Origin of the sequence: Peribacillus simplex, from assembly GCF_001542915.1 — a bacterium.
Lineage (GTDB): Bacteria > Bacillota > Bacilli > Bacillales > DSM-1321 > Peribacillus > Peribacillus simplex_B.
In genome coordinates this window covers 253,054-277,553 of record NZ_LNNH01000055.1, presented here as the reverse complement: position 1 = coordinate 277,553, position 24,500 = coordinate 253,054, and the positions used below count along the sequence as shown (strand labels likewise).

The window sequence follows — 24,500 nt, the reverse complement described above, 5'->3', positions numbered from 1 at the left end:
GAGAGGTGGGGGCGTTAACATGACCTTAATCTTTGCTCATCGAGGCTCGGCAGGAACACATCCGGAAAATACGATGTCCGCATTCAATGAAGCGGTACGCGTCGGAGCGGATGGAATTGAAACGGACGTCCAGCTCTCGAAAGACGGGGAAGTGGTCATCATCCATGACGAGAAGCTCGACCGAACGACAAATGCATCGGGATATGTGAAGGATCGGACACTGCGGGAGTTGAAAACCCTCAATGCATCCTTCGGTACAAAGGGGAAATGGGGAAGAGAAAAAATACCGACCCTCGTGGAATTATTGATTTGGCTAAGCCATAATCAGTTGTTGTGCAATATTGAATTGAAAAACACGCTTTTTCTGTATCCAGGCTTGGAAGCGAAGGTCATACAACTCGTCCGTGCCTACAAAATGGAGGATAGGATCATTCTTTCTTCCTTCAATCATTATAGTTTGGTGACTTGTCACCAATTAGCGCCTGAACTGGAAACCGCACCGCTTTATCGGGATGGTCTTTACATGCCGTGGGTTTATGCAAAGGCAATTGGCGGAAGCGCCATCCACCCGAATATTCGTGCTGCCCCCGATGTCATCATTCAAGCCTGTTTGAGCATGGGTATGCCTGTACGCCCCTATACCATCAATAAAGCAGCCGAAATGAGGCGATTATTCGACTTGGGATGCAGCGCCTTCATCACCGATTTTCCGGAAGAAGCGGTTCGGATCAGGGAAGGACATCATAGGTAGTATAGAAAAGGCTCTTTTCGTAATGATTGTTGTTTTTTAATTTTAGGGCAGGGGAGCAGATTCCTGCAGGTGCAGCGGGACAGGTGCGGCTAAAACGGGCGTTCAAGCCGGGGAGGCTCACCGTTTAGCCCTCTGTCATGCTGAAACCAACCACACTGCATGACTTGGCGAATAACAATAAAGTATGAAAATGGCCAATAAAAAGAAGGTGCCCATATTTTGAGAGGGCACCTTCTTTTTAAGAATCAAAACTTATTGAACCTGCTTTGGACTTTGTTTTGTTTTCGATCCCGATGAAGGATGAACCCTGCAATAAAGGCAATCCCGCCAATGGTAATGATCAGGCCGATCAAGAATTGCATCCAAAGGAGTGGATAGGGAGGCTGTAAAATACCGAACACCATGTCCCTCATTATTTTTATGCCATAGGCGGCAAAGGCCCCGGGTATAAAAAGAATCATAAAAGCGAGTAAGCGTTTCATGCGGTCAAATCCCTTCCGATAATTCCGTCTTAAAAAAATGATAAAGGATATAAAAAATTTGTCAAGTTTCGGGAATGCAGAAAAGGACTGGAAGCTGCAAGCTGAATGACTGTTTTTCAAGGGATTTCAATATGGTAAAATGAGGGGAGAGCACGAAAAGGATTGTAGGGAGATTTTCTCATTGGGGATTAGTTGGAAGGGAGATGGCTCATGCAAAAGGTCATGATAGTAGGAGGGGGCGTCGGGGGCACAACCGTGTTGAAACTCCTTTCGGAAAGTGAAGTATTCTCGATTGTTTGTATGGCTGATACGAATGGATTAGCAGAAGGGATGCTGGTTGCAAAAGAACGAAGGATTCCTACAGTGACTAGCTGGAGCGAGGGGATGAACGAGGATCTGGACATCATCGTCGATACCACGGGAGATCCATCAGTCTATAAAGAGATCAAAAGGGAGATGGGCGAAAAAACGATCCTCATTCCTGGCAGCGTAGCCCTCATCATGTCCAAGCTATTTGAAGAAAAAAATCGGTTGATCAATAAATTGGAGAACGCTTCGGCAAAAATGGACTTGATCCTTAATACGACCAGTGAAGGAATGGTCGTGATCGACCATGACGGATTGGTCGTCATGTTCAATGATAGTGCCGAACGAGCAGCGAATGCAAAACGTAAGGATGTCATTGGCAGGCACATTACAGATCTCGTCCCTTCAACGGGGTTATTGCGTGTCATGGAAACGAACCGGAAAGAAGTAAATCAACGAATCATCCTGGATAATGGATTGGAGCTCATTGCGACAAGAATTCCTCTCGTAAATGCCGAAAAGCAAGTAATCGGTGCGTTTTCCATGTTCAGGAACAAGACGGAAGCGGTACAATTGGCGGAGCAAATCACGGATTTGAAAGAAATTCAGACGATGCTGCAAGCGATCATTCAATCCAGTGATGAAGCCATTTCAGTCGTTGATGAGAAGGGTAGGGGACTTTTGATCAATCCTGCGTATACACGAATCACTGGCTTGACAAAGACCCAAGTGATTGGGAAGCCGGCCTCCATTGACATTTACGAGGGCGAGAGCATGCATATGAAAGTGCTCCAGACAAAAAAGCCTGTAAGGGGTGTCAATATGCGTGTCGGGCCGAAGCATAAGGAAGTCATTGTGAATGTTGCTCCGATCATTGTCGATGGACACCTGAAAGGAAGTGTGGGCGTCATTCATGATGTTTCGGAAATTCAAAACCTGACGCATGAATTGAACCGGGCACGACAGATCATCAGGACGCTACAGGCCAAATATTCCTTTGATGATATAATAGGGGCTTCCGAAGAGATGAAGCTTCCCGTTGAACAGGCGAAATTATCGGCAAGGACACCGGCGACTGTCTTATTGAGGGGCGAATCAGGGACAGGCAAGGAGCTTTTTGCCCATGCCATCCATAATGCGAGCGATAGGAAATTCAATAAATTCGTTCGAGTCAATTGTGCAGCCATCTCTGAATCATTACTGGAAAGTGAACTGTTCGGATATGAAGAGGGAGCCTTTACAGGAGCAATCAGGGGCGGAAAGGTCGGTTTTTTTGAAGAGGCCAATCAAGGGAGTATCTTTTTGGACGAAATTGGCGAATTGCCAGCCAATATCCAAGCTAAATTGCTTCGGGTTTTACAAGAGCGGGAAATCATCAGAGTAGGCGGAACAAAGCCAATTGCCATCAATGTCAGGGTCATAGCCGCCACGAATATCAATCTTGAAAAAGCGATAAGAAATGGAACTTTCAGGGAAGACTTATATTTCAGGCTGAACCGCATGCCCATTTTCATCGCTCCCCTTCGAAAGCGAAAGGAAGATTTGAGGGAACTGGCGGAACATTTAATCCATAAAATCAATCAGGAGTATGGCAGGAGCATAGAGGGAATCACCGATGCTGCCATAGAGAAGATGCAAAACTATGACTGGCCGGGGAATGTCAGGGAACTGGAGAACATTTTAGGACGGGCGATCATTTTCATGAAATTGAATGAGACAACCATTGATATCCAGCATATTCCGGATTTTATCGAAACGATATCATTCAAACATGATAAAGAAGCGACGACGAAGCCGCCTTCATACGTATCAGGTAAAAAGCTATCGGAGATAATAGACCAGTATGAAGCAGAAATCATCGAGCAGGCGGTACATACCTTTAATGGAAATAAAACGCTTACGGCAAAAGCGCTGGGGATTTCAGTCAGAAATCTATATTATAAAATGGAAAAATTAGAACTATGATAATTATTGCACGCAAGATATTGCGCAGTGTGCAAGATGTTGCATGGAATTTTCTGATTTATTTTAATTTAGGTGAGAATTCACTTCCGGCATGAAATTTTTTTAATTTTGGTATAGGCTATAATGGGTAAACTTTTCAACAGGCATCCACATTCTGTTGTGACCGGGGCTTTTGGCATCCTTTTATTGGCATGTTATTTGCATATTTATTGAAGTGTACGCAATGAGTTAAGGCGTACGATAGGCGGCAAAGTTTCATGTTACGAGCGCACTTTTTCCAGTGGGGAAAATATCATGTAAGCAGCAAATTTAAATCCAAATGAACGTAGTAACCGGTAAGGCTGAACCTTTTCATCCTTGCATAAACTGTCACGCATTAAAACACCTAGGGAGGATTTCTTTATGGAAATTTTTAAATATCTTGAGAAGTATGATTACGAACAATTGCTATTCTGTCAGGATAAACAATCAGGATTGAAAGCGATCATAGCCATTCATGATACGACGTTGGGACCAGCGCTTGGCGGTACGAGGATGTGGACGTATGCTTCCGAGGAGGATGCAATCGAAGATGCCTTGAGGCTCTCAAAAGGAATGACCTATAAGAACGCGGCTGCCGGGTTGAATTTAGGCGGAGGGAAAACCGTCATCATCGGCGATCCGCGTAAAGATAAAAATGAAGAAATGTTCCGTGCCTTCGGAAGGTATATCCAAGGGTTGAACGGACGTTATATAACAGCTGAAGATGTAGGGACAACGGTGGAGGATATGGATCTTATACATGAAGAAACGGATTTTGTAACCGGGATTTCCCCTGCATTCGGTTCTTCAGGCAACCCGTCCCCTGTAACGGCTTATGGCGTTTATCGCGGAATGAAGGCCGCGGCAAAAGAAGCTTTCGGCACGGATTCATTGGAAGGGAAGGTCGTTGCCGTTCAAGGCGTCGGGAATGTAGCCTATAACTTATGCCGTCATCTTCATGAGGAGGGAGCTAAGCTCATCGTTACGGATATCAATAAAGATAGCGTGGCCCGTGCGGTTGAAGCGTTTGGCGCAACTGCCGTGAATACGGATGAGATTTATGGAGTCGAATGCGATATCTATGCACCTTGTGCATTAGGTGCCGTCATCAATGATCAAACCATCAACCAAATCAAGGCGAAGGTCATTGCAGGAGCAGCCAATAATCAATTGAAGGAAGCTGTTCATGGTGACCAAATCCATGAGAAGGGCATTATCTATGCTCCTGATTATGTCATTAATGCAGGCGGAGTCATAAATGTCGCCGATGAGCTTTTAGGGTATAATCGGGAAAGAGCCCTTAAGAAGGTGGAAATGGTTTATGACACCATTGAACGAGTGATCGAGATTGCAAAACGTGATCAAATTCCAACTTATAAAGCGGCGGACCGGATGGCAGAGGAACGAATTGCAAGAATGAGGAATTCAAGAAGCCAATTTCTGCAAAATGAAAAGCATATCTTGAATGGACGTAAATGATTTCAATGATGCAACATCAAGATTCCTGTGATTATTTTCAAGTGAACACAGGAATCTTTAACATGGATAACGTAATAAATAGGGACAGGGAAATCAGGACCCATTGTTTAATAGTGAGGAGGAGTCATTTTGGCTGAAGAATTTGACCTCGTTATCCTCGGAGGAGGAACTGGCGGGTATGTGGCTGCAATAAGGGCTGCTCAATTAGGTTTGAAAACGGCTGTCGTGGAGAAAGGAAAACTCGGCGGTACGTGTCTACATAATGGATGTATCCCTTCAAAAGCACTTTTAAGAAGTGCGGAGGTGTATCAGACTGCCGTGAAAAGTGAGGAATTCGGTATTGTTACCGGAGATGTCCAGGTGGATTTCTCAAAGGTGCAGGACAGGAAAAATAAAGTCGTCGAACAACTTTATAAGGGTGTCCAGCACTTGATGAAACAAGGGAAGATAACGGTGTATGAAGGATTGGGGCGTATCCTTGGTCCATCGATCTTTTCGCCGATGCCAGGAACGATTTCCGTGGAAATGAACAATGGCACTGAAAATGAAATGCTGATTCCCCAGAATATCATCATCGCTACCGGTTCACGTCCAAGGACACTTCCAGGATTGCAAATCGATGGCGAGTTGGTGCTTACTTCGGATGAAGCTCTTAAGCTTGAGAGCCTGCCAGGTTCGATCATAATTGTAGGTGGCGGAGTCATCGGGATTGAATGGGCATCGATGCTGAATGATTTTGGTGTGGACGTAACGGTACTGGAATATGCGGATAGGATCATCCCGACCGAGGACAATGATATTTCAAGTGAAATGAAGCGTCTCCTCAGCAAGAAAGGCGTCAAAATCGTCACGGGAGCCAAGGTGCTGCCGGAAACCCTGAAAAAGGATGGTTCAGTAGCCATTTCTGCAGAAGTAAATGGAGTGACACAGGAATTCACGGCTGAAAAAATGCTAGTTTCCGTAGGCCGATCGGCAAATGTTGAAGGAATCGGCCTTGAAAATACGGATATCGTGAAAGAAAAGGGCTTCATTGAAACCAATGAGTTCTTCCAAACGAAGGAAACGCATATCTACGCGATCGGGGACTGTATCGGCGGTTTGCAATTGGCTCACGTCGCTTCACATGAAGGGATTACAGCCGTTGAACATATGGCTGGTCAAAAACCGGAACGATTGGATTATTCACTTATATCTAAATGTGTATATTCAAGTCCTGAAGCGGCCAGCGTCGGCTTGACAGAAGAGCAGGCGAAAAAGGAAGGGTACGAGCTTAAAATTGGTAAATTCCCATTCCGGGCCGTCGGTAAGGCACTTGTTTTCGGGGAAGCGGATGGCTTCGTCAAAATCATTGCAGACAAGAAAACGGATGATATCCTGGGGGTTCATATGATAGGACCGCATGTCACGGATATGATTTCCGAAGCTGGTCTTGCCAGTGTGCTTGATGCGACGCCTTGGGAGATAGCAAAGACCATTCATCCGCACCCAAGTCTTTCCGAAGCAATCGGCGAGGCTGCGCTTGCTGTCGATGGACTTGCCATTCATTCATAAAGAATAAGGTCAGGAGGTTTTATGATGTCAGAAAAACGTCATGAACAATTAGGCTTAAATGAAGAAACGGTTCTGGATATGTACCGGACCATGCTATTATCCCGGAGGATAGATGAGCGGATGTGGCTGTTGAACCGATCCGGGAAAATCCCCTTCGTGATTTCCTGTCAGGGGCAAGAAGCTGCACAGGTCGGGGCAGCGTTTGCGCTTGATCGGCAAAAGGATTATGTATTGCCATATTATCGGGATGTAGGTGTAGTGCTGACCTTTGGAATGACTGCAAAAGACTTGATGCTATCAGGCTTCGCGAAAGAGGAAGATCCCAATTCCGGCGGCCGTCAAATGCCTGGCCATTTTGGTCAAAAGAAAAATAGGATCGTCACTGGTTCATCACCTGTTACGACACAGGTCCCGCATGCAGTCGGGATTGCCCTTGCAGGGAAGATGGAAGGGCAGGATTTGGTAACCTTCGTAACGTTCGGGGAAGGCTCATCAAATCAGGGTGATTTTCATGAAGGTGCAAACTTCGCAGGTGTACATAAGCTACCGGTGATTTTCATGTGTGAAAATAATAAGTATGCGATATCGGTTCCTATTTCGAAACAGCTTTCGTGTGAAAATGTTTCCGATAGGGCAATAGGCTATGGCATGCCCGGCATAACAGTGGATGGAAATGATCCATTGGAGGTATATGCGGCAGTGAAAGAAGCGGCAGACCGTGCGCGAAGGGGAGAGGGACCTACCCTGGTGGAAACCGTTTCCTATCGGCTAACCCCACATTCCAGTGATGATGATGACCGGAGCTACCGGACTGCCGACGAAGTGGCCGAAGCAAAAACAAAGGATTCCATCAAAACGTTCGGAGCCTATTTGAAGGAAGTGGGCATCTTGGACGATGAGTCTGAAAAACTAATGAATGATGAAGTCATGAAGATAGTCAATGAAGCGACTGATTATGCTGAAAATGCTCCATATCCGAAGGCTGAAAGTGCGATGAACCATGTGTATGCACAAAAGTAAGGGGGTAATAGAATGCCAGTGATTTCTTATATAGATGCCGTAACGATGGCAATGAGGGAAGAGATGGAAAGGGATTCCCGTGTATTCGTACTAGGGGAAGATGTTGGTAAAAAAGGCGGCGTCTTCAAAGCCACCAATGGTTTATACGAGCAATTCGGTGAAGACAGGGTCATTGATACCCCGCTGGCCGAATCTGCCATTGCAGGGGTGGGAATTGGGGCGGCCATGTATGGGCTACGGCCAATTGCGGAAATGCAATTTGCCGATTTCATCATGCCTGCCATTAACCAAATTGTTTCGGAGGCAGCGAAAATTAGATATCGCTCTAATAATGACTGGAGTTGCCCCATGGTAATTCGTGCTCCATATGGCGGAGGAATCCATGGAGCCCTGTATCACTCCCAATCGGTGGAAGCCATTTTTGCCAATCAGCCTGGATTGAAAATTGTGATGCCATCCACGCCATATGATGTCAAGGGCCTGCTCAAAGCAGCCATTCGCGATGAAGATCCCGTGCTTTTCTTTGAACATAAACGCGCCTACCGCTTGATCAAGGGAGAGGTGCCAACCGAAGATTATGTACTGCCCATCGGTAAGGCGGATGTGAAAAGGGAAGGAGAAGACATAACGGTCATTTCTTATGGACTATGCGTGCATTTTGCCCTCCAGGCTGCAGAAAAATTGGCAGCAGATGGGATTTCCGCACACGTTCTGGATTTGCGGACGGTCTATCCTTTAGACAAGGAAGCCATCATCGAAGCAGCCTCGAAAACGGGGAAAGTGCTTCTGGTTACCGAGGATAATAAGGAAGGGAGCATCATGAGTGAGGTGGCAGCCATCATCGCCGAAAATTGCCTGTTCGATTTGGATGCTCCTGTAAGGAGATTGGCCGGACCTGATGTACCTGCCATGCCTTATGCCCCTACGATGGAAAAACATTTTATGGTCAATCCCGATAAAGTGGAAAAAGCGATGAGGGAATTGGCAGAGTATTAATGACTGTTAAGAAGGAGGAACGATTTATGGCTATGGAATTAATGAAGATGCCTCAACTAGGCGAAAGCGTCACAGAAGGAACCATCAGTAAATGGCTTGTTAAGCCTGGCGATCATGTCACGAAATACGACCCGTTGGCTGAAGTGATGACGGATAAAGTAAATGCTGAGGTTCCTTCTTCCTTTACCGGCATCATCAAGGAACTGAAGGCGGATGAGAACCAAACGTTGGCCGTCGGGGAAGTCATTTGCTCGATTGAAGTTGAATCGGCAAACACGGATAACGAAAATCAAGGACAAGCAGCTACTCAAACGGAAGAAAAAGCTGGAGCGCCCGTTACAAAAGAAGTACAGCAAACAGCCGACCAATCAAGGAAGGCTCGGTATTCACCTGCCGTATTGAAGCTTTCCCAGGAGCATGGAATCGATCTTTCCAAAGTGAAGGGTACGGGGAGTGAAGGGCGAATCACCCGCAAGGATTTACTTAAGCTTGTAGAGTCCGGGAACGTTCCTGGCGCTGATGAACCATCCCAATCAACAGAGGCTGCCCCGGTGGAAGAAGCCCCTGCAATGACTCGGCGCCCAGCAATAGAAGGTACCGTGCCACAGGTTCCGACTGCTGCTGGCGATAAGGAAATTGCCGTTACCGGCGTGCGTAAAGCAATCGCCTCCAATATGTTAAAAAGCAAGCACGAAATACCGCATGCTTGGACGATGGTGGAAGTGGACGCAACCAATATGGTAAAACTGCGTGATAATCTTAAATCCGGCTTTAAACAAAAAGAAGGATATAATTTGACGTACTTTGCCTTTTTCGTAAAAGCAATCGCTCAAGCATTAACGGAATTTCCCGAGCTTAATTCAATGTGGGCAGGAGATAAAATCATCCAAAAGAAAGAGATCAATATATCGATTGCCGTTGCGACGGAGGATGCCTTATTTGTGCCTGTCATCAAAAATGCAGATGAAAAATCAATTAAAGGAATTGCAAGGGAAATTCAAGAGCTTGCCTCAAAAGTGAAGGCCGGAAGGTTAAAAGCGGAGGATATGCAGGGCGGCACCTTCACGGTGAATAACACGGGGTCATTCGGTTCCGTGCAGTCCATGGGAATCATCAATTATCCACAGGCGGCCATCCTCCAAGTCGAAACGATCGTAAAACGTCCAGTTGTGATTAATGACATGATTGCGGTACGGGATATGGTGAATCTCTGCCTGTCTCTTGACCACCGTGTTTTGGACGGTCTTGTATGCGGCCGGTTCCTTGCCAGGGTCAAAGAAATCATCGAAAATATTTCCAAAGATAACACTTCAATATACTAAAAGAATGAAAAAGGAAGGCCGGTTTAAATAGGTCCTTCCTTTTTTTGTCCGCCGTTTTCCTTAGAAAAACATCGACAAAAATTTTATTTTTGCTATTATTTGAATATAGAGCTGTTCTAATACAGGTATTAGATACTGTACTTCACCTTTCGTAGGTAAAAAAGTTCCATTACCTTAAATTGCAAGAAAATTATGATAGAATGTTAGTATGATCCAGATCATATCGATGGGAGGGTGGCTTTCTTATCTAAACTGACTGAGCGTTCGTTCTCCGCAAAAAAAAGGATAGGACGTTCGAGCTGACTCACGATAAGAAAGCGATTACAAGTGGAGCTTAAAGATGTAAAAAACATAACCTTTCCGAAGCCTTCTTTTGCGGAATGGAAAGAAGCTGTGGAAGTCACTTTAAAAGGAAAAACGATTGAACAATTAAAAACGCATACATATGAAGGCATCACCCTTGATCCCCTCTATACGGCGGATTCAAGAGCAAAAAAACCGGAATTACCAGGATTCTTTCCTTTCACGCGCGGAACATCTCCCATGGGTTATCATGAAAAACCTTGGCTAGTCGTCCAGCCTGTAAGCGGTAACACGGCGGAAGAGGCAAATGAAAAAATGCTGGCAGCATTCAAGCGCGGCCAAAATTCCGTCGCATTCCCGGCTCGAATGCTTGCTGAGGGGGCAAGGTTTGTAAATTTGACCAAGAACATTCCGCTAAAGGACATACCGGTTTTCATTGATTTAAAGGGGGGCCAAAAGGAATTCCTGCCACAATTCAAAGCTGCGGCCGAATCCCAAAATGCCCAATTGACAGGCGTGCTTGCTGAAGACCCGATCGGCCAATGGCTCATAGGCGGCCAGATGCCGGTAGATACGGATGGTTACTTTGCAAAATGGCTGAAAACGATTGAAGAGTATCAAAAGATAGGTCAAGATTTAAAAACCGTCCTGATCAATACGGCGATATACCATAACGGCGGAGCCAATGCCCTGCAAGAAATCGCGTACGGGTTATCGGCTGCTGTCCAATATTTATCGGAAGGGCAAAAACAAGGCATGTCTATCGCTTCCTTGGCCGAAAAATTCGTCTTTTCTTTTGCAGTGGACTCCAATTACTTCATGAACATCGCTAAATTAAGGGCTGCGAGGCGGCTTTGGGCCTGTCTTGCAGAAGCCTTCGAGACAGCCCCGGAACATTTTAAAATGGCGATACATGCCGTTACGTCCGAATTGACGGAAACGCTGTATGATGAGCATGTCAATATCCTTCGGACCACCAACCAAGCCTTTGCGGCTGCCATTGGGGGCATTGAGTATCTTCAAATCCACCCATTCAATCATGCTAGTGTCGGAACGGATGATTTTTCGGAAAGGATCGCCCGTAACACACACTTGATACTAAAAGAAGAAACGAATATAACGACCGTCGTCGATCCTGCAGGCGGTTCTTGGTATGTAGAGCAATTAACGGATGAATTGGCTGAAAAAGCTTGGGGAAAATTTCTTGAAATCGACGAAGCAGGCGGGATATTGGCGATAATCAAGCAAGGAACCCTTCAGAAGGAACTAACGGATGTCTTCCAAAAAAGAATCCAAAATGCAGCTTATAGAAAAGAAAGCATGATCGGGACGAATGTATATCCCAATCCAGCAGATCGGATCAAAGCACCTGCACATGCTGACCGTGAATCATATATGAAGACAGGGAAACCGATGGATATTATGCCGATTACCTTGGAGCGGTTATCTGTCCAGTTCGAACGGATCAGACTGAGCAGTGAAAGGCATAAGGTCAATGGCGGTGCGTCACCGAAAATCGGATTGATTAATTTGAAAGACATCAAATGCTATAAGCCGCGTGCCGATTTCATAAAAGGACTTGCTGCGGCAGGAGGCATCGAAACGCTGGAAAGTGAAGGATGTCAAACCATTGAGGAAGCAGTCGAATACGTGGCTTCGACCAATCTTGCCATCTATTGTGTTTGTGCCAGCGAAGCCGACTGCAGCGATTTTGCGGCACCTGTCATTAGTATAATTAAAAAGCAATTCCCACATATCCTGATTTATTGCGCCGGCAAGCAGCAAAAGGAAACGGAAATCGCACTAAGCGAAGCTGGTGTCAAAGATTTTATCCATATAAAAACGAATGCCATAACCATTTTAGAGGAATTATTGCATGAGCTAGGGGTGAAATGAAATGAAAAAACCGAATTTTTCAACGATAAACCCACTCAGGACTGAAGGAAAAGGGACGCTTGAGGCTTGGAAAAAAGAAGCTGAAAAAGCCGTTGGAGAGAAAATTGATGATTTATTGTTTGAGACGAATGAACAAATAAAGGTCAAACCGCTTTATGTAAAAGCGGATAATAACGATTTGGAGCATATGGATAGTATGCCGGGCATCGCTCCATTTACAAGGGGACCCTATCCTTCGATGTACGTCAACCGTCCTTGGACGGTACGCCAATATGCGGGTTTTTCGACTGCGGAGGAATCCAATGCGTTTTACAGGCGTAACCTGGCGATGGGGCAAAAGGGACTTTCCGTTGCTTTTGATTTAGCCACACACCGTGGATATGACTCCGATCATCCCCGTGTTGTCGGTGATGTGGGGAAGGCGGGTGTTGCCATTGATTCCATTCTTGATATGAAAATCCTTTTCGACGGGATTCCGCTCGATCAGATGTCTGTTTCAATGACCATGAACGGTGCCGTTTTACCCATTCTGGCTTTTTACATCGTGACAGCTGAGGAGCAAGGCGTCACACAGGATAAACTATCAGGTACGATCCAGAATGACATCCTAAAGGAATATATGGTTCGGAATACGTATATTTATCCCCCCGAAATGTCGATGAAAATCATCGCCGACATTTTCGAGTATACATCCAAATATATGCCGAAATTCAATTCCATCTCCATCTCCGGTTATCATCTGCAAGAAGCTGGCGCACCGGCGGATATCGAGCTTGCCTATACGCTGGCAGATGGCCTGGAGTATGCGCGTACGGGCATGAAAGCAGGCATAGCAATCGATAAGTTCGCTCCGCGGCTATCATTCTTCTGGGCTGTAGGGCTGAACTACTTCATGGAAGTGGCGAAAATGAGGGCGGCTCGTTTCATCTGGTCGAAACTGATGAAACAATTCGAACCGAAAAACAAAAAAGCGATGGCATTGAGGACCCATTCCCAAACCTCTGGCTGGAGTCTCTCCGAGCAAGATCCGTTTAACAATGTCGCGCGGACGTTGATCGAAGCACATGCCGCTGCCCTTGGACATACACAGTCCCTGCATACGAATGCTTTGGATGAGGCCATTGCCCTGCCTACCGATTTTTCGGCACGGATTGCGCGTAACACACAACTATATTTGCAGGAGGAGACGGGAATTACTAAGGTCATCGATCCGTGGGCAGGTTCATACTATGTGGAAGCACTTACGGAAGAACTGATCGAGCGTGCCTGGTCCCATATCGAAGAAATCGAAGAGCTTGGAGGAATGGCTAAGGCGATTGAAACCGGACTGCCAAAAATGAGAATCGAGGAGGCAGCGGCAAAACGGCAGGCTAAAATCGATTCTCAAGATGAAACGATCGTGGGCGTCAATAAATATCGTTTGAAAAAAGAAGATGCCATTGAAATACTGGAGATCGATAATACCGCCGTGCGCGAAAGCCAGCTTAAGCGTTTACGTGAATTGAAGGGGAAACGCGATCAAGCAAAGGTGGATGAAGCCCTTCAGGCGTTATCCGTGGCTGCCGGAACCGGCGTGGGGAACCTGCTTGAATTGGCTGTGCAGGCTGCTAGGGTAAGGGCCTCGTTAGGTGAAATCTCGGATGCGATCGAAGAGATTGCCGGCCGCCACAAGGCCACGATCCGTTCCATCAGCGGCGTTTATAGCGCTGCATACTCCAGAGAAGCGGAGATAGAGGAAGTTGTCCGCATGACGGAGGAATTCCTTGAAAATGAAGGAAGAAGACCGCGTTTGCTCATGGCGAAAATGGGTCAGGATGGTCATGATCGCGGAGCAAAAGTGGTGGGAACCGGGTTTGCAGATTTGGGCTATGATGTCGATATCGGTCCATTATTCCAAACACCGGAAGAAACGGCGCTGCAGGCCGTCGAAAATGATGTGCACGTAGTGGGCATGAGCTCACTGGCTGCCGGGCATAAGACCCTGTTGCCGCAGCTTATGGCTGAACTGAAAAAGCTTGGACGTGAAGACATCATCGTGATCGTTGGCGGTGTCATCCCTGCACAGGATTACGAGTACTTAATGGAAAATGGTGCTTCTGCCATTTTCGGACCTGGAACGGTCATTCCCCAGGCAGCGAAAAAGGTGCTCTTCGAAATATACAGACGCCTGGGATATGAAGAAGTGGGCCAATAATGAGTGATCACAAGAAGCCGGAATGGTTTGATCCTAACAATCAGGAGGGTTTTGCTTCATCATTAAAACCAGGTGTGGAATTGGCCGCCGACCGCAACAAAGGATCAACAAGCAAATTCGTTAAAAAGCAGGATGCCTCCGTATCGGTCCAAGAATTGAAAAAGGGAATTTTATCAGGGGACCGGGCAAGGCTCGCTAAAGGAATTACATTGATTGAAAGCAACGCTGCCCATCATTTTGATTTTGCACAGGAATTGCTGCATTCCGTCCTCCCCCATACAGGCCGGTCGATAAGAATCGGGATTTCAGGAGTGCCAGGTGCGGGGAAAAGCACATTCATCGAAACGTTTGGAAGCTATTTATGTGACAGGGGCCATAAGGTTGCGGTCCTTGCGGTCGATCCGAGCTCGTCCATTAACGGGGGGAGTATCCTTGGCGATAAGACGAGGATGGAGGAGCTGGCAAGGAATCCCCGCGCCTTCATCAGGCCCTCGCCTTCAGAAGGTACTTTGGGCGGCGTTCATCGCAAAACAAGGGAAACGATGCTGCTTTGTGAAGCGGCAGGATTTGATGTCATTCTTATTGAAACGGTCGGTGTGGGTCAAAGTGAAGCGATCGTCCGAAGCATGGTGGATTTCTTCATGCTCCTTGTCCTGACAGGCGCAGGCGATGAATTACAGGGAATGAAAAAAGGGATCATGGAGCTTGTGGATGGAATTGTGGTCAATAAAGCCGATGGTGATAATGTCCCGCTTGCGACTAGAACGAAGTCCGAATATAACAGAATACTGCACTTTCTCCAGCCAGCAACGAAAGGGTGGGCAGGGAAAGCCTATACATGTTCTGCCATAACCGGAAAAGGAATACCCGAGCTTTGGGATGTATTGACGGATTTTTCCGATACGACAAAGAAATCTGGTGTTTTCCAAGAACGGAGAAGGATGCAAGCCAGGGAATGGCTTTATTCGTTAATGGATCATCAGCTTAAAAGGATGTTCTATAAAAATGAAGCCATCAAGGAGCTGCTCCCCATCCTCGAAAATGAGGTGATGTCGGGTAATAAAACGGTCACCGCTGCCGTTAAGCAGGCATTTCAAGCTTTTATGGACACACTTAAGTGAAAAAAGGAGGGGGCACGCATGGTTTATGCATACCTCCTCCTTTTGTGTGAAGTGAAGCTTTCTCGCTGTTACCCATATGTTTCCCAGTTCCATTTCTTTTTAAACTTGTTTGTCTGAACCTTTAGGAGAAATAGCAGGTAAATTTATTGAATCAGGATGTGGCAATTGTTATGATAGGATGGAAGAGAAAACTTGGAAGGGGCATAAACCATGAATATGGATTTTAATTTTTTGATGAACGATGTGGTCAAACAGGCTCGCGATGAGATTAAGACTGCTGGATATACAGAATTGACGACTCCCGAGGAAGTGGAAGAAGTATTCGCACAAAAAGGAACCACGCTTGTCATGGTCAATTCCGTTTGTGGCTGTGCCGGGGGAATAGCGAGACCGGCTGCAGCACATGCAATCCATAATGATAAACGCCCGGACCAGCTTGTAACCGTTTTTGCAGGGCAAGATAAAGCGGCAACGGAGAAGGCGCGCGATTACTTCGAAGGTTATCCGCCATCCTCCCCATCATTCGCATTGCTTAAGGATGGAAAGATCATCACGATGATAGAGCGCCATGAAATAGAAGGGCATCACCCGATGTCAGTGGTTGAAAAATTACAAGACTACTTCGATCAATATTGCGAAGAAGTGTAAGTCCTATACTTATGAAGCGAAAGGACCCGCCGAGTTGCGGGTTCATTTTGTTAGGGAAAGGGGTTCGGGATTCCGGACCCCTTTTGCTGTTCTTCGAAAGAACCCATCTTTTATGCGAGGAAGTGCATAGGGTGATCCTTGTATTATTTCCCTGGCAGGCACCGGTTTCTTTAAGAAAGTCCCCGTACAAATTTTACATAGCTGCAAAAACTTTGACCGTTTCGCGTATGTTGTTGCTATTCACCAAGTCATGCGGTGTGGTTGATTTCCCTCGGGTGCTGAGCCCACATGGAGACTCACCTACGCTCCAATCAAGCTTCCATCATTTCTTTGTAAAAATCCGAAAAGAGCTTTAACCTAAGTCGAAGGTCTGGACCCAGCCACGATCGGCGGGTTTTTCCATTCATGAATCTGCATAAAAAAGAAACATTTAGGAAAAAAGATAAACAAGGGTGCCAGATAGGCAATGATAGTGGAAATATAATGGTCGCTGCAACGGAAATTATATTAATATTCTGAAAAATGAATCTATTATTTACGTTATTGAATAATTTTTAGAGTGTGTTAAAATACAAAATAGTGTATGAATATTAGTTATTTAAATTAATTGATATTTCAACTAAAACCAAATTTTATAACAAAAAATTGAAAATATCATTTTGGAGGAATAATTATGAAGTTGAAAAAACAGTTAGCGTTGTTGCTTGCTACCGTATTATTGGTTGGCATTTTAGCGGCATGCGGGACATCAGAGAAAGAAGATAAGAGCACAGCTGGCAATGGGGACAAAAAGGTACTGGTAATGGGTACATCTGCGGATTATCCGCCATTTGAATATGTTGAAACTTCCAAAAGTGATGAAATAAAAGGGTTTGACATTGATATCGCCAAAGCGATCGGAAAAAAATTAGGATATGAAGTCCAAGTGAAGGATATTGATTTTAACAGTCTTGTTCCTGCGCTTGAAAACAAATCCATCGATTTTGTCATTTCTGGAATGACTCCTACAGAAAAACGTGAACAATCCGTCGATTTCAGTGATATTTACTATACGGCTAAAAACATGATCATTACGACACAGGATAGTAAAATCAAAACGGCTGAAGATTTAAAAGGAAAAACGGTAGGCGTACAGCTTGCATCCATTCAGGAGACATTGGCGACAGACTTGAATAAAGACAAGAGTCTTGGGATGAAAATCGAAAAACGGAATCGGATTCCAGAGGTTGTTCAGGAAATGTCGACAGGTCGTTTTGACGCCGTCATCATGGAAGATACTGTGGCAAAAGGCTATCTAAAAGACAATAAAGATTTGGTTGGCTACTTAATCAAGTCTGATGAACAAGATGCCGGTTCAGCCATCGCCTTCCAAAAAGGAAGCAAGCTGACTGACCAGTTCAATGCTGAATTGAAGAAAATGGAAGATAATGGTGAGATGGAAAAATTAATCCTGAAATGGTTCGGTGGCAGCGAAACTGAATAATACAGAGAGAGAGGAAAAGCGTTCAGAAGTATAGAGTATGCCTTCTGAGCGTTTTTCCGCGCTTTGTTGCCGTTTAAATGAAGCAAGGAAGGTCAACGGAGACCGTCTTTTAGAGAGGATGAATGGAGTGAATCTGGAATTTGATAGGATCATGCCCTCCCTTCCATATATTATGGAGGGAATACCGACCACATTAAAGGTAGTGGCGGTTGCGGCAGTAATCGGATTTGTTTTGGGAATACTATTATCTATACTTAAAATCAGTAGAATTAAGCCATTGAATTGGATTGCGGACTTTTATACATCCATTTTCCGCGGTACACCTTTAGTGCTGCAATTGATGTTAATCTATTTTGGTTCACCGCAAATACTTGGAATTCAAATCGAAGCATTCCAAGCTGCATTTTTAGCATTCGGACTTAATTCTGCCGCATACATCTCTGAAATCATCAGGGGAGGCATTTTAGCTGTCGATAAAGGGCAGCGAGAGGCTGCATTGGCACTTGGGGTTCCTTACTCTGGGATGATGCTCAACATTATCCTGCCGCAAGCCATCAAGAATATCCTGCCATCCCTTGTGAACGAACTGATTTCCTTAACGAAGGAATCGGCTGTCGTCACGATCATTGGGTTAGGGGATATCATGCGCCGTTCTTATATTGTCGGCGGTGAGACCTATAAATTCTTTGAACCGATTTTATTTGCCGGTCTCATTTATTATGTGATGGTCATGATTCTTACCATCTTAGGCAAAGTGATTGAAAGGAGAATGAGACGCAGTGATTAAAATAGATGGACTCAAAAAAAATTATGGTAAGCTTGAGGTGTTGAAAGGAATCAGCACCGAGATTGCCCAGGGTGAAGTGTTGGCCATTATTGGACCATCAGGATCAGGGAAATCAACGTTCTTGCGCTGCATTAATATGCTGGAAACCCCTACGGATGGTCGAATTTCGTTCAAAGATCAAGTGATCACCGATAAAAAGACCAATATCATGAAGGTGCGCGAGAATGTCGGTATGGTATTTCAGCACTTCCATTTATTCCCCCACAAGACCGTGCTCGAAAATCTGACATATGCACCGATGAAAGTGAAAAAGCTATCAAAGGGCGAGGCAGTAAGGCAAGCACGTGAGCTCTTGACCAAAGTGGGCTTGGCCGAAAAAGAATCTTCCTATCCGAATCGCCTATCAGGGGGGCAAAAACAAAGGGTTGCCATTGCACGGGCATTGGCCATGAATCCGGAGGTCATGCTTTTCGATGAGCCGACTTCAGCTCTTGATCCCGAGATGGTGAAGGAAGTGCTTGAGGTCATGAAGTCATTGGCACATACAGGAATGACCATGCTGATCGTGACACATGAAATGGGATTCGCCAAAGAAGTGGCCGATCGCGTTCTATTCTTGGATGAGGGCCTGCTCGTTGAGGAAAGTGCGCCGAATGAATTCTTTTCGAATCCGAAAAGCCAGCGAGCAAAAGACTTCTTGGAAAAAGTTTTATAAGTGGAGAAAATAGGATATAATCAAGAAAAAAGGTGACAGGTAGGTTGCCTTTTTTTATTTTATTCCTATAACGTATTCTTGATGGAATGTATTTAGAAATATCGGAAAATTCCAGGTCAAAGGACTGTGAAAAATTCTGTAATCCTGATAGTATTATAATAGATAGCGAAAGAGCCAGGTGATACATAACAATGTTTAAAATCGGATACAGAACGATTAAAACTGCTTTAGGGGCTACCTTGGCAATCATTATTTCACAAATGCTTAATCTGGAAAATTTCGCGTCTGCGGGAATCATCACGATTTTATGTATCCAGGTTACGAAAAAGAAGTCGGTGTATGCTTCCTGGCACCGGTTTTTAGCTTGTTTAATCGCCATGACCTATTCTTTCCTTATGTTTCAATTCATCGCCTTTCATCCGCTGATCATAGGACTGATCCTTTTGATTTTCATTCCGACGACCGTTGCCTTGAAGATTAATGAGGGGATCGTTACGAGCTGTGTCATCATCTTACATCTATATGGATCGGGACACATCACTTTTTCCTTGGTGATGAATGAAACGATATTGATTGCCGTCGGGATCGGGGTAGCGCTTGTCATGAATCTGTACATGCCTAGTGTGGATGATAAGCTGCTGGACTATCAGGAGCGGATCGAAACGAACTTCAGTGAAATTCTGATGGGGATCGTCCGTTATCTCCGGGATAATGATCACACATGGGGGGGAAAGGAAATCACTGAAACGGCCGATCTTCTTAATGAAGCCAAAAGCCTTGCTTTCCGGGACGTGGAGAATCACTTTCTAAGGGAAGAGGATCTGTATTACCATTATTTCAAAATGCGTGAAAAGCAATTTGAAATAATTGAACGTATTCTTCCTCTAGTCACGAATATTCCGTTGGTCGTCAAGCAAAGCGGCATCGTGGCGAATTTCATACAAGACCTGTCCGAAAACGTCCATCCCCAAAATACGGCCATCATTTATCTGAACAAGCTTGAAGAGCTGGAGATCTTTTTTAGGGGGATGGCCCTTCCGCAGACAAGGGAAGAGTTTGAATCCAGGGCCGCATTATTGCAGCTCATGAAGGAAATGGAGCGCTATTTATTGCTGAAGCATTCCTTCAAGGGATTGCCCAAACTTAGCAATCACCGAATGAAGAAGAGGCACTTGGCTTAAACTAAGCAAAAAAGTAAAGGAATTGATACAAATGAGATGGATCCTTTCTTTCATGCTTATGTTTTCGTTGTGGCCGCTATCTGTACATGCCGAACCTCACTCGGTTAAGCCTGGCGATCCTTTCATCATCATTAATAAAGCCAGCAACAAATTGGCGTTCATCGATGAAAATGAGGTCAAGGAGATTTTGCCCGTCGGTACCGGGAAGAGTCAGGAGCTGACACCCGAAGGGATATTCACCATTAGGGTCAAAGCCGTCAATCCTTATTATCGAAAAAAGAATATCCCCGGCGGCGATCCAAGGAATCCATTGGGGTCGAGGTGGATTGGATTTGACGCAAGGAACACCGATGGGAGGATCTATGGCATCCATGGTACGAACCAACCGTCCTCGATTGGTAAATTCATTTCAAACGGCTGTGTACGCATGCATAAATCCGATGTGGAACGCTTGTACGAAAAAGTGAATGCCGGCACAAAGGTGTTGATCACCCATTCATCCGAGGATTTCAAAACATTGGCAATGAAGAGTGGCGCGATTAAATAAAGAGAGGGAAGCCTAGGCTCCCCTCTTCATTTGATATCTATTACAAAAGAAATGCAATACCCGACAATAACGTTGTTAATATCATTGAGATAAGCATTAAATATACAACGATTTTTCTCATTTTTTTGTTTCCCATATGCTCTCTCCCTCATAACAGTTTAATTGATTTCATTTTAACGTGTACGTTTAGCAGAAACAAGTAAAAGTGTAATGTTCCTATTATTTCGAATCTTAGGTCATTGGAATGATAGTCATATTTTAATAGAATCAACCAATATTGGTTAGGGGGATGGATGATGATTAAAAATATCGATCATATCGGCATTGCCGTCAAGTCACTGGATGAGTCGTTGCCGCTTTACACGGAAACGCTGAAGTTGGAACTCGAAGGGATCGAGACTGTCGAAAGCCAAGGTGTGAAAGTGGCCTTTATTATGGCAGGCAATACCCGTTTGGAATTATTGGAAGCGTTATCACCGGAAAGCCCGATCGCGAAATTCATTGAAAAGCGTGGTGAGGGTATCCATCATGTCGCCCTTGGCGTAGACGATATCGAAGCCCGAATCGAAGAATTGAAACAATCAGGATTACGGATGATCGATGATACATCGCGGAAGGGAGCGCACGCAGCGGATGTTGCTTTCGTTCACCCAAAATCTACTGCAGGTGTATTATACGAGCTCTGTGAACAAGCATTATCGAAGGAGGAGCAGGGATGACAGACGATATCTATGGAGCGATCAATGATTTATATGACAGACGCCGTAAAGTCGAAATGGGCGGCGGTGAAGAAAGAATCGATAAGCAGCATGAAAAGGGAAAACTTACGGCAAGGGAAAGGATCGATCTTTTAGTGGATCCGGGATCGTTCATCGAACTTAATCCCTTCATCAAACATCGTAACACCAATTTTGGCATGGAAAAGGAAGAAGGGCCGGGAGAAGGGGTCGTTACGGGCTACGGAAAAGTAAACGGACGTGACATCTATTTGTTTTCACAGGATTTCACTGTATTTGGCGGTGCACTGGGAGAAATGCATGCTCTGAAAATTGCCAATGTCATGGATTTGGCAGCGGAAAATGGAGCGCCTTTCATCGGATTGAATGATTCTGGCGGGGCGCGCATTCAAGAAGGTGTAGTTTCTCTTGACGGATATGGTCAAATCTTTTACCGTAACTCGATTTATTCAGGCGTCATCCCGCAAATTTCCGTTATTATGGGCCCTTGTGCAGGAGGAGCCGTATATTCCCCAGCGATAACCGACTTCGTTTTCATGGTGGAAAAAACGAGCCAAATGTTCATTACTGGACCAAAAGTGATTGAGACGGTTACAGGGGAAAAGATATCATCAGAAGGATTGGGCGGAGCGACTGTACATAATACCATTAGCGGTAATGCCCATTTCAAAGGCGCATCTGAAGAACAAGTTCTGGCTGACGTTAGACGTCTCCTGAGCTATTTACCACAAAACAATGAAGAAAAGCCGCCGGTTCTGGAAAGTGACGATGGAGATGACTATCGTCCGGATTTAACGGATGTTGTCCCCTTTGAAGGAATCCGCCCATATGATGTTCGGAAAGTGTTGGAGCAAGTCGTAGATGAGGGGTCCTTCATGGAAGTGCAAGAGGGCTTCGCGAAAAATATCGTGATTGGCTTGGCCCGAATCAAGGGGAAATCGGTGGGGCTTGTTTGTAACCAGCCAAAAGTGTTGGCTGGCGGACTGGATATTGATTCATCCGATAAGGCTGCCCGCTTCATTCGTTTTTGTGACTCATTCAACATTCCCTTGATTACATTTGAAGATGTTTCAGGATTCTTCCCGGGCGTCAAGCAGGAGCATGGCGGGATTATCCGCCACGGAGCAAAGCTTCTCTATGCATACTCCGAAGCAACCGTGCCAAAATTGACGATCATCCTGCGTAAAGCATACGGCGGAGCGTATGTGGCCCTAAATAGTAAGTCCATTGGGGCGGATCTTACGTTTGCTTGGCCGAATGCCGAAATTGCGGTTATGGGCTCTGCTGGAGCGGCAAATATCATCTTTGCCCGTGATATACAAAACAGTCAAGATCCAGAAGCTACTCGTGCGGCTAAAATTGAAGAATACCGGGAGAAATTCGCTAATCCATATGTCGCTGCCAGCCTTGGTATGGTGGATGATGTCATTGATCCCCGGGAAACCAGGATCAAGATCATCCAATCGCTTGAAATGCTCCGCAACAAAAAAGAAAAGCGTCCATGGAAAAAACACGGCAATATTCCGTTGTAATCCGTACGAGAAAGAACCTGAACGATATCTGTTCGGGCTCTTTCTGCTATGGAGGGAGAGAGCGATAAGTACGTTCGCTCACGATTTTTTTGGAACTGAAAAGCAAGGGAAGGCGCGATGGACTGTCACATTATTTGCCGGAGCGCCGCTTTTAGAAGTATAATTAAAGTGGAAAACTTTTTTGGAGGTTTTATTTTATGATTAATGAAGAACGTATCGTAAGTGAATTTATGGAATTGGTACAAATTGATTCCGAAACGAAAAATGAAGCAGCCATCGCCAAAGTCCTGAAAGAAAAATTCACGGCATTAGGTGTAGAGGTTTTTGAAGATGATACAACAGCTGTTACCGGTCATGGTGCAGGCAATTTAATATGTACGCTTAAAGGAACGAAGAAAAACGTAGATACCATCTATTTCACTTCCCATATGGACACGGTCGTTCCTGGTCAGGGCATCAAGCCTTCCATTAAGGATGGATACATAGTGTCAGACGGTACGACCATTTTGGGAGCGGATGACAAAGCGGGATTAGCGGTCATGTTAGAAACGCTTAAAGTGTTGAAGGAACAGAATATTGAGCATGGAACAATCGAATTCATCATCACGGTCGGGGAAGAATCCGGCTTGGTTGGAGCCAAGGCGATGGATCGCTCCCTTGTAACCGCTAAATTCGGTTTTGCGCTTGATAGTGACGGAAAAGTGGGAAATGTGGTGGTCGCTGCACCTACTCAGGCGAAAGTGTCTGCAACCATTTTAGGCAAGACCGCCCATGCTGGTGTGGCTCCTGAAAAAGGAGTTTCGGCGATAACGATTGCGTCCAAAGCGATTTCAAGAATGCCATTGGGCCGCATCGACGAAGAAACGACAGCTAACATCGGCCGTTTTCAGGGAGGACAGCAAACGAATATCGTTTGTGACCATGTAGAAATCCTTGCAGAAGCAAGATCATTAATTCCTGAAAAGATGGAAAAACAGGTAGCAAGAATGAAAGAAGCATTCGAGACGGCAGCCATTGAAATGGGCGGACGGGCTGAAGTGGAAGTTACCGTCATGTATCCAGGGTTCAAATATGGTGCTGGTGATCATGTCGTCGAAGTCGCAAGAAAAGCAGCGGAAAAAATCGGCCGTCCATGCGAGCTAGTCAAAAGCGGCGGCGGAAGCGATGCGAATGTCATTGCCGGTTTTGGGATTCCTACTGTAAATCTTGCCGTCGGCTATGAAGATATCCATACAACGAATGAAAGAATTCCGGTTGAAGAATTGACGAAACTTGCTGAAATGGTCGTCAGCATTATTCAGGAAGTATCCGCGTAATAGCGAAAAATGGTGAGGGGATGTGGGGCTTTTCTTTTCCATCGAGAAGATACTTACCCCATAAGCATCCCCTGTTTTCTTCGGAAATGTCTTTTTAAGGGACGGATGAACGGACTTGATTTGAAGATAGAGATTGAGTGGATCGGA

21 protein-coding genes are annotated in these 24,500 nt (G+C 45.3%); 19 read left to right on the top strand and 2 right to left on the bottom strand.

Annotation, left to right across the window (positions count from 1 at the left end; genetic code table 11):
- Window positions 1-19 precede the first annotated feature (19 nt).
- Window positions 20-751, top strand: coding sequence for a glycerophosphodiester phosphodiesterase (locus AS888_RS22995; RefSeq protein WP_061144396.1), 732 nt, complete (start codon window positions 20-22; stop codon window positions 749-751).
- A 245-nt stretch (window positions 752-996) separates the two neighbouring features.
- Here AS888_RS22995 and AS888_RS22990 read toward each other — a convergent pair whose 3' ends face one another.
- Entirely contained in the window at window positions 997-1,233 is a 237-nt protein-coding gene (locus tag AS888_RS22990) for a DUF2627 domain-containing protein (protein ID WP_061144395.1), read from the bottom strand.
- A gap of 210 nt (window positions 1,234-1,443) precedes the next feature.
- Here AS888_RS22990 and AS888_RS22985 point away from each other — a divergent pair, with 210 nt between their 5' ends.
- The 15 genes from AS888_RS22985 to AS888_RS22915 all read left to right on the top strand — a co-directional run bounded on the left by AS888_RS22985 (window position 1,444) and on the right by AS888_RS22915 (window position 20,768).
- Window positions 1,444-3,504, top strand: a complete 2,061-nt coding sequence (locus tag AS888_RS22985; RefSeq protein WP_061144394.1) for a sigma-54 interaction domain-containing protein — start codon at window positions 1,444-1,446, stop codon at window positions 3,502-3,504.
- Between the two features lie 402 nt (window positions 3,505-3,906).
- The gene (bcd, locus tag AS888_RS22980) at window positions 3,907-5,004 is read left to right on the top strand and encodes a branched-chain amino acid dehydrogenase (protein ID WP_061144393.1); all 1,098 of its coding nucleotides are present in this window, start codon (window positions 3,907-3,909) and stop codon (window positions 5,002-5,004) included.
- A gap of 129 nt (window positions 5,005-5,133) precedes the next feature.
- Window positions 5,134-6,555: a dihydrolipoyl dehydrogenase gene (gene lpdA / locus AS888_RS22975; RefSeq protein WP_061144392.1), complete on the top strand. Its 1,422-nt coding sequence runs from the start codon at window positions 5,134-5,136 to the stop codon at window positions 6,553-6,555.
- 24 nt (window positions 6,556-6,579) lie between these two features.
- A complete protein-coding gene (locus AS888_RS22970) occupies window positions 6,580-7,575 on the top strand; it encodes a thiamine pyrophosphate-dependent dehydrogenase E1 component subunit alpha (RefSeq protein ID WP_061144391.1) in 996 nt (331 codons plus the stop codon).
- A 12-nt stretch (window positions 7,576-7,587) separates the two neighbouring features.
- Entirely contained in the window at window positions 7,588-8,571 is a 984-nt protein-coding gene (locus AS888_RS22965) for an alpha-ketoacid dehydrogenase subunit beta (protein ID WP_061144390.1), read from the top strand.
- 26 nt (window positions 8,572-8,597) lie between these two features.
- Window positions 8,598-9,893 (top strand): dihydrolipoamide acetyltransferase family protein, encoded by a 1,296-nt coding sequence (locus tag AS888_RS22960; protein ID WP_061144389.1) that lies wholly within the window; start codon window positions 8,598-8,600, stop codon window positions 9,891-9,893.
- A 327-nt stretch (window positions 9,894-10,220) separates the two neighbouring features.
- Window positions 10,221-12,092, top strand: coding sequence for a methylmalonyl-CoA mutase family protein (locus AS888_RS22955; protein ID WP_061144388.1), 1,872 nt, complete (start codon window positions 10,221-10,223; stop codon window positions 12,090-12,092).
- Between the two features lies 1 nt (window position 12,093).
- Window positions 12,094-14,286: a methylmalonyl-CoA mutase gene (gene scpA, locus AS888_RS22950; RefSeq protein ID WP_061144387.1), complete on the top strand. Its 2,193-nt coding sequence runs from the start codon at window positions 12,094-12,096 to the stop codon at window positions 14,284-14,286.
- A complete protein-coding gene (meaB, locus tag AS888_RS22945; protein ID WP_061144386.1) occupies window positions 14,286-15,407 on the top strand; it encodes a methylmalonyl Co-A mutase-associated GTPase MeaB in 1,122 nt (373 codons plus the stop codon). The genes scpA and meaB overlap by 1 nt, the downstream gene beginning before the upstream one ends.
- Window positions 15,408-15,617: 210 nt before the next feature.
- Window positions 15,618-16,055, top strand: a complete 438-nt coding sequence (locus AS888_RS22940; RefSeq protein WP_061144385.1) for a BrxA/BrxB family bacilliredoxin — start codon at window positions 15,618-15,620, stop codon at window positions 16,053-16,055.
- Window positions 16,056-16,734: 679 nt separating this feature from the next.
- Window positions 16,735-17,538 (top strand): transporter substrate-binding domain-containing protein, encoded by an 804-nt coding sequence (locus AS888_RS22935; RefSeq protein WP_185113156.1) that lies wholly within the window; start codon window positions 16,735-16,737, stop codon window positions 17,536-17,538.
- Between the two features lie 127 nt (window positions 17,539-17,665).
- A complete protein-coding gene (locus AS888_RS22930; protein ID WP_061144441.1) occupies window positions 17,666-18,325 on the top strand; it encodes an amino acid ABC transporter permease in 660 nt (219 codons plus the stop codon).
- The gene (locus AS888_RS22925) at window positions 18,318-19,040 is read left to right on the top strand and encodes an amino acid ABC transporter ATP-binding protein (protein ID WP_061144383.1); all 723 of its coding nucleotides are present in this window, start codon (window positions 18,318-18,320) and stop codon (window positions 19,038-19,040) included. The genes AS888_RS22930 and AS888_RS22925 overlap by 8 nt, the downstream gene beginning before the upstream one ends.
- A gap of 191 nt (window positions 19,041-19,231) precedes the next feature.
- The gene (locus AS888_RS22920; protein WP_061144382.1) at window positions 19,232-20,221 is read left to right on the top strand and encodes an aromatic acid exporter family protein; all 990 of its coding nucleotides are present in this window, start codon (window positions 19,232-19,234) and stop codon (window positions 20,219-20,221) included.
- A gap of 31 nt (window positions 20,222-20,252) precedes the next feature.
- A complete protein-coding gene (locus tag AS888_RS22915) occupies window positions 20,253-20,768 on the top strand; it encodes a L,D-transpeptidase (protein WP_061144381.1) in 516 nt (171 codons plus the stop codon).
- 40 nt (window positions 20,769-20,808) lie between these two features.
- On the opposite strand, the gene prli42 is transcribed toward AS888_RS22915, so the two are convergent.
- A complete protein-coding gene (prli42, locus tag AS888_RS26040; RefSeq protein ID WP_155645590.1) occupies window positions 20,809-20,904 on the bottom strand; it encodes a stressosome-associated protein Prli42 in 96 nt (31 codons plus the stop codon).
- A gap of 157 nt (window positions 20,905-21,061) precedes the next feature.
- Here prli42 and mce point away from each other — a divergent pair, with 157 nt between their 5' ends.
- The 3 genes from mce to AS888_RS22900 all read left to right on the top strand — a co-directional run bounded on the left by mce (window position 21,062) and on the right by AS888_RS22900 (window position 24,353).
- Window positions 21,062-21,487: a methylmalonyl-CoA epimerase gene (gene mce / locus AS888_RS22910; protein ID WP_155645589.1), complete on the top strand. Its 426-nt coding sequence runs from the start codon at window positions 21,062-21,064 to the stop codon at window positions 21,485-21,487.
- Window positions 21,484-23,037: an acyl-CoA carboxylase subunit beta gene (locus tag AS888_RS22905; protein WP_061144379.1), complete on the top strand. Its 1,554-nt coding sequence runs from the start codon at window positions 21,484-21,486 to the stop codon at window positions 23,035-23,037. The genes mce and AS888_RS22905 overlap by 4 nt, the downstream gene beginning before the upstream one ends.
- A 197-nt stretch (window positions 23,038-23,234) precedes the next feature.
- The gene (locus AS888_RS22900) at window positions 23,235-24,353 is read left to right on the top strand and encodes a tripeptidase T (protein WP_061144378.1); all 1,119 of its coding nucleotides are present in this window, start codon (window positions 23,235-23,237) and stop codon (window positions 24,351-24,353) included.
- Window positions 24,354-24,500: the final 147 nt, after the last annotated feature.

Coding starts and splice junctions, on each gene's coding strand:
- AS888_RS22940 (WP_061144385.1), top strand. CDS start 15,618: ATGAATATGGATTTTAATTTTTTGATGAACGATGTGGTCAAACAGGCT.
- scpA (WP_061144387.1), top strand. CDS start 12,094: ATGAAAAAACCGAATTTTTCAACGATAAACCCACTCAGGACTGAAGGA.
- AS888_RS22995 (WP_061144396.1), top strand. CDS start 20: ATGACCTTAATCTTTGCTCATCGAGGCTCGGCAGGAACACATCCGGAA.
- meaB (WP_061144386.1), top strand. CDS start 14,286: ATGAGTGATCACAAGAAGCCGGAATGGTTTGATCCTAACAATCAGGAG.
- AS888_RS22900 (WP_061144378.1), top strand. CDS start 23,235: ATGATTAATGAAGAACGTATCGTAAGTGAATTTATGGAATTGGTACAA.
- AS888_RS22960 (WP_061144389.1), top strand. CDS start 8,598: ATGGCTATGGAATTAATGAAGATGCCTCAACTAGGCGAAAGCGTCACA.
- AS888_RS22905 (WP_061144379.1), top strand. CDS start 21,484: ATGACAGACGATATCTATGGAGCGATCAATGATTTATATGACAGACGC.
- AS888_RS22965 (WP_061144390.1), top strand. CDS start 7,588: ATGCCAGTGATTTCTTATATAGATGCCGTAACGATGGCAATGAGGGAA.
- AS888_RS22915 (WP_061144381.1), top strand. CDS start 20,253: ATGAGATGGATCCTTTCTTTCATGCTTATGTTTTCGTTGTGGCCGCTA.
- prli42 (WP_155645590.1), bottom strand. CDS start 20,904: ATGGGAAACAAAAAAATGAGAAAAATCGTTGTATATTTAATGCTTATC.
- AS888_RS22990 (WP_061144395.1), bottom strand. CDS start 1,233: ATGAAACGCTTACTCGCTTTTATGATTCTTTTTATACCCGGGGCCTTT.
- AS888_RS22985 (WP_061144394.1), top strand. CDS start 1,444: ATGCAAAAGGTCATGATAGTAGGAGGGGGCGTCGGGGGCACAACCGTG.
- mce (WP_155645589.1), top strand. CDS start 21,062: ATGATGATTAAAAATATCGATCATATCGGCATTGCCGTCAAGTCACTG.
- AS888_RS22970 (WP_061144391.1), top strand. CDS start 6,580: ATGTCAGAAAAACGTCATGAACAATTAGGCTTAAATGAAGAAACGGTT.
- AS888_RS22920 (WP_061144382.1), top strand. CDS start 19,232: ATGTTTAAAATCGGATACAGAACGATTAAAACTGCTTTAGGGGCTACC.
- bcd (WP_061144393.1), top strand. CDS start 3,907: ATGGAAATTTTTAAATATCTTGAGAAGTATGATTACGAACAATTGCTA.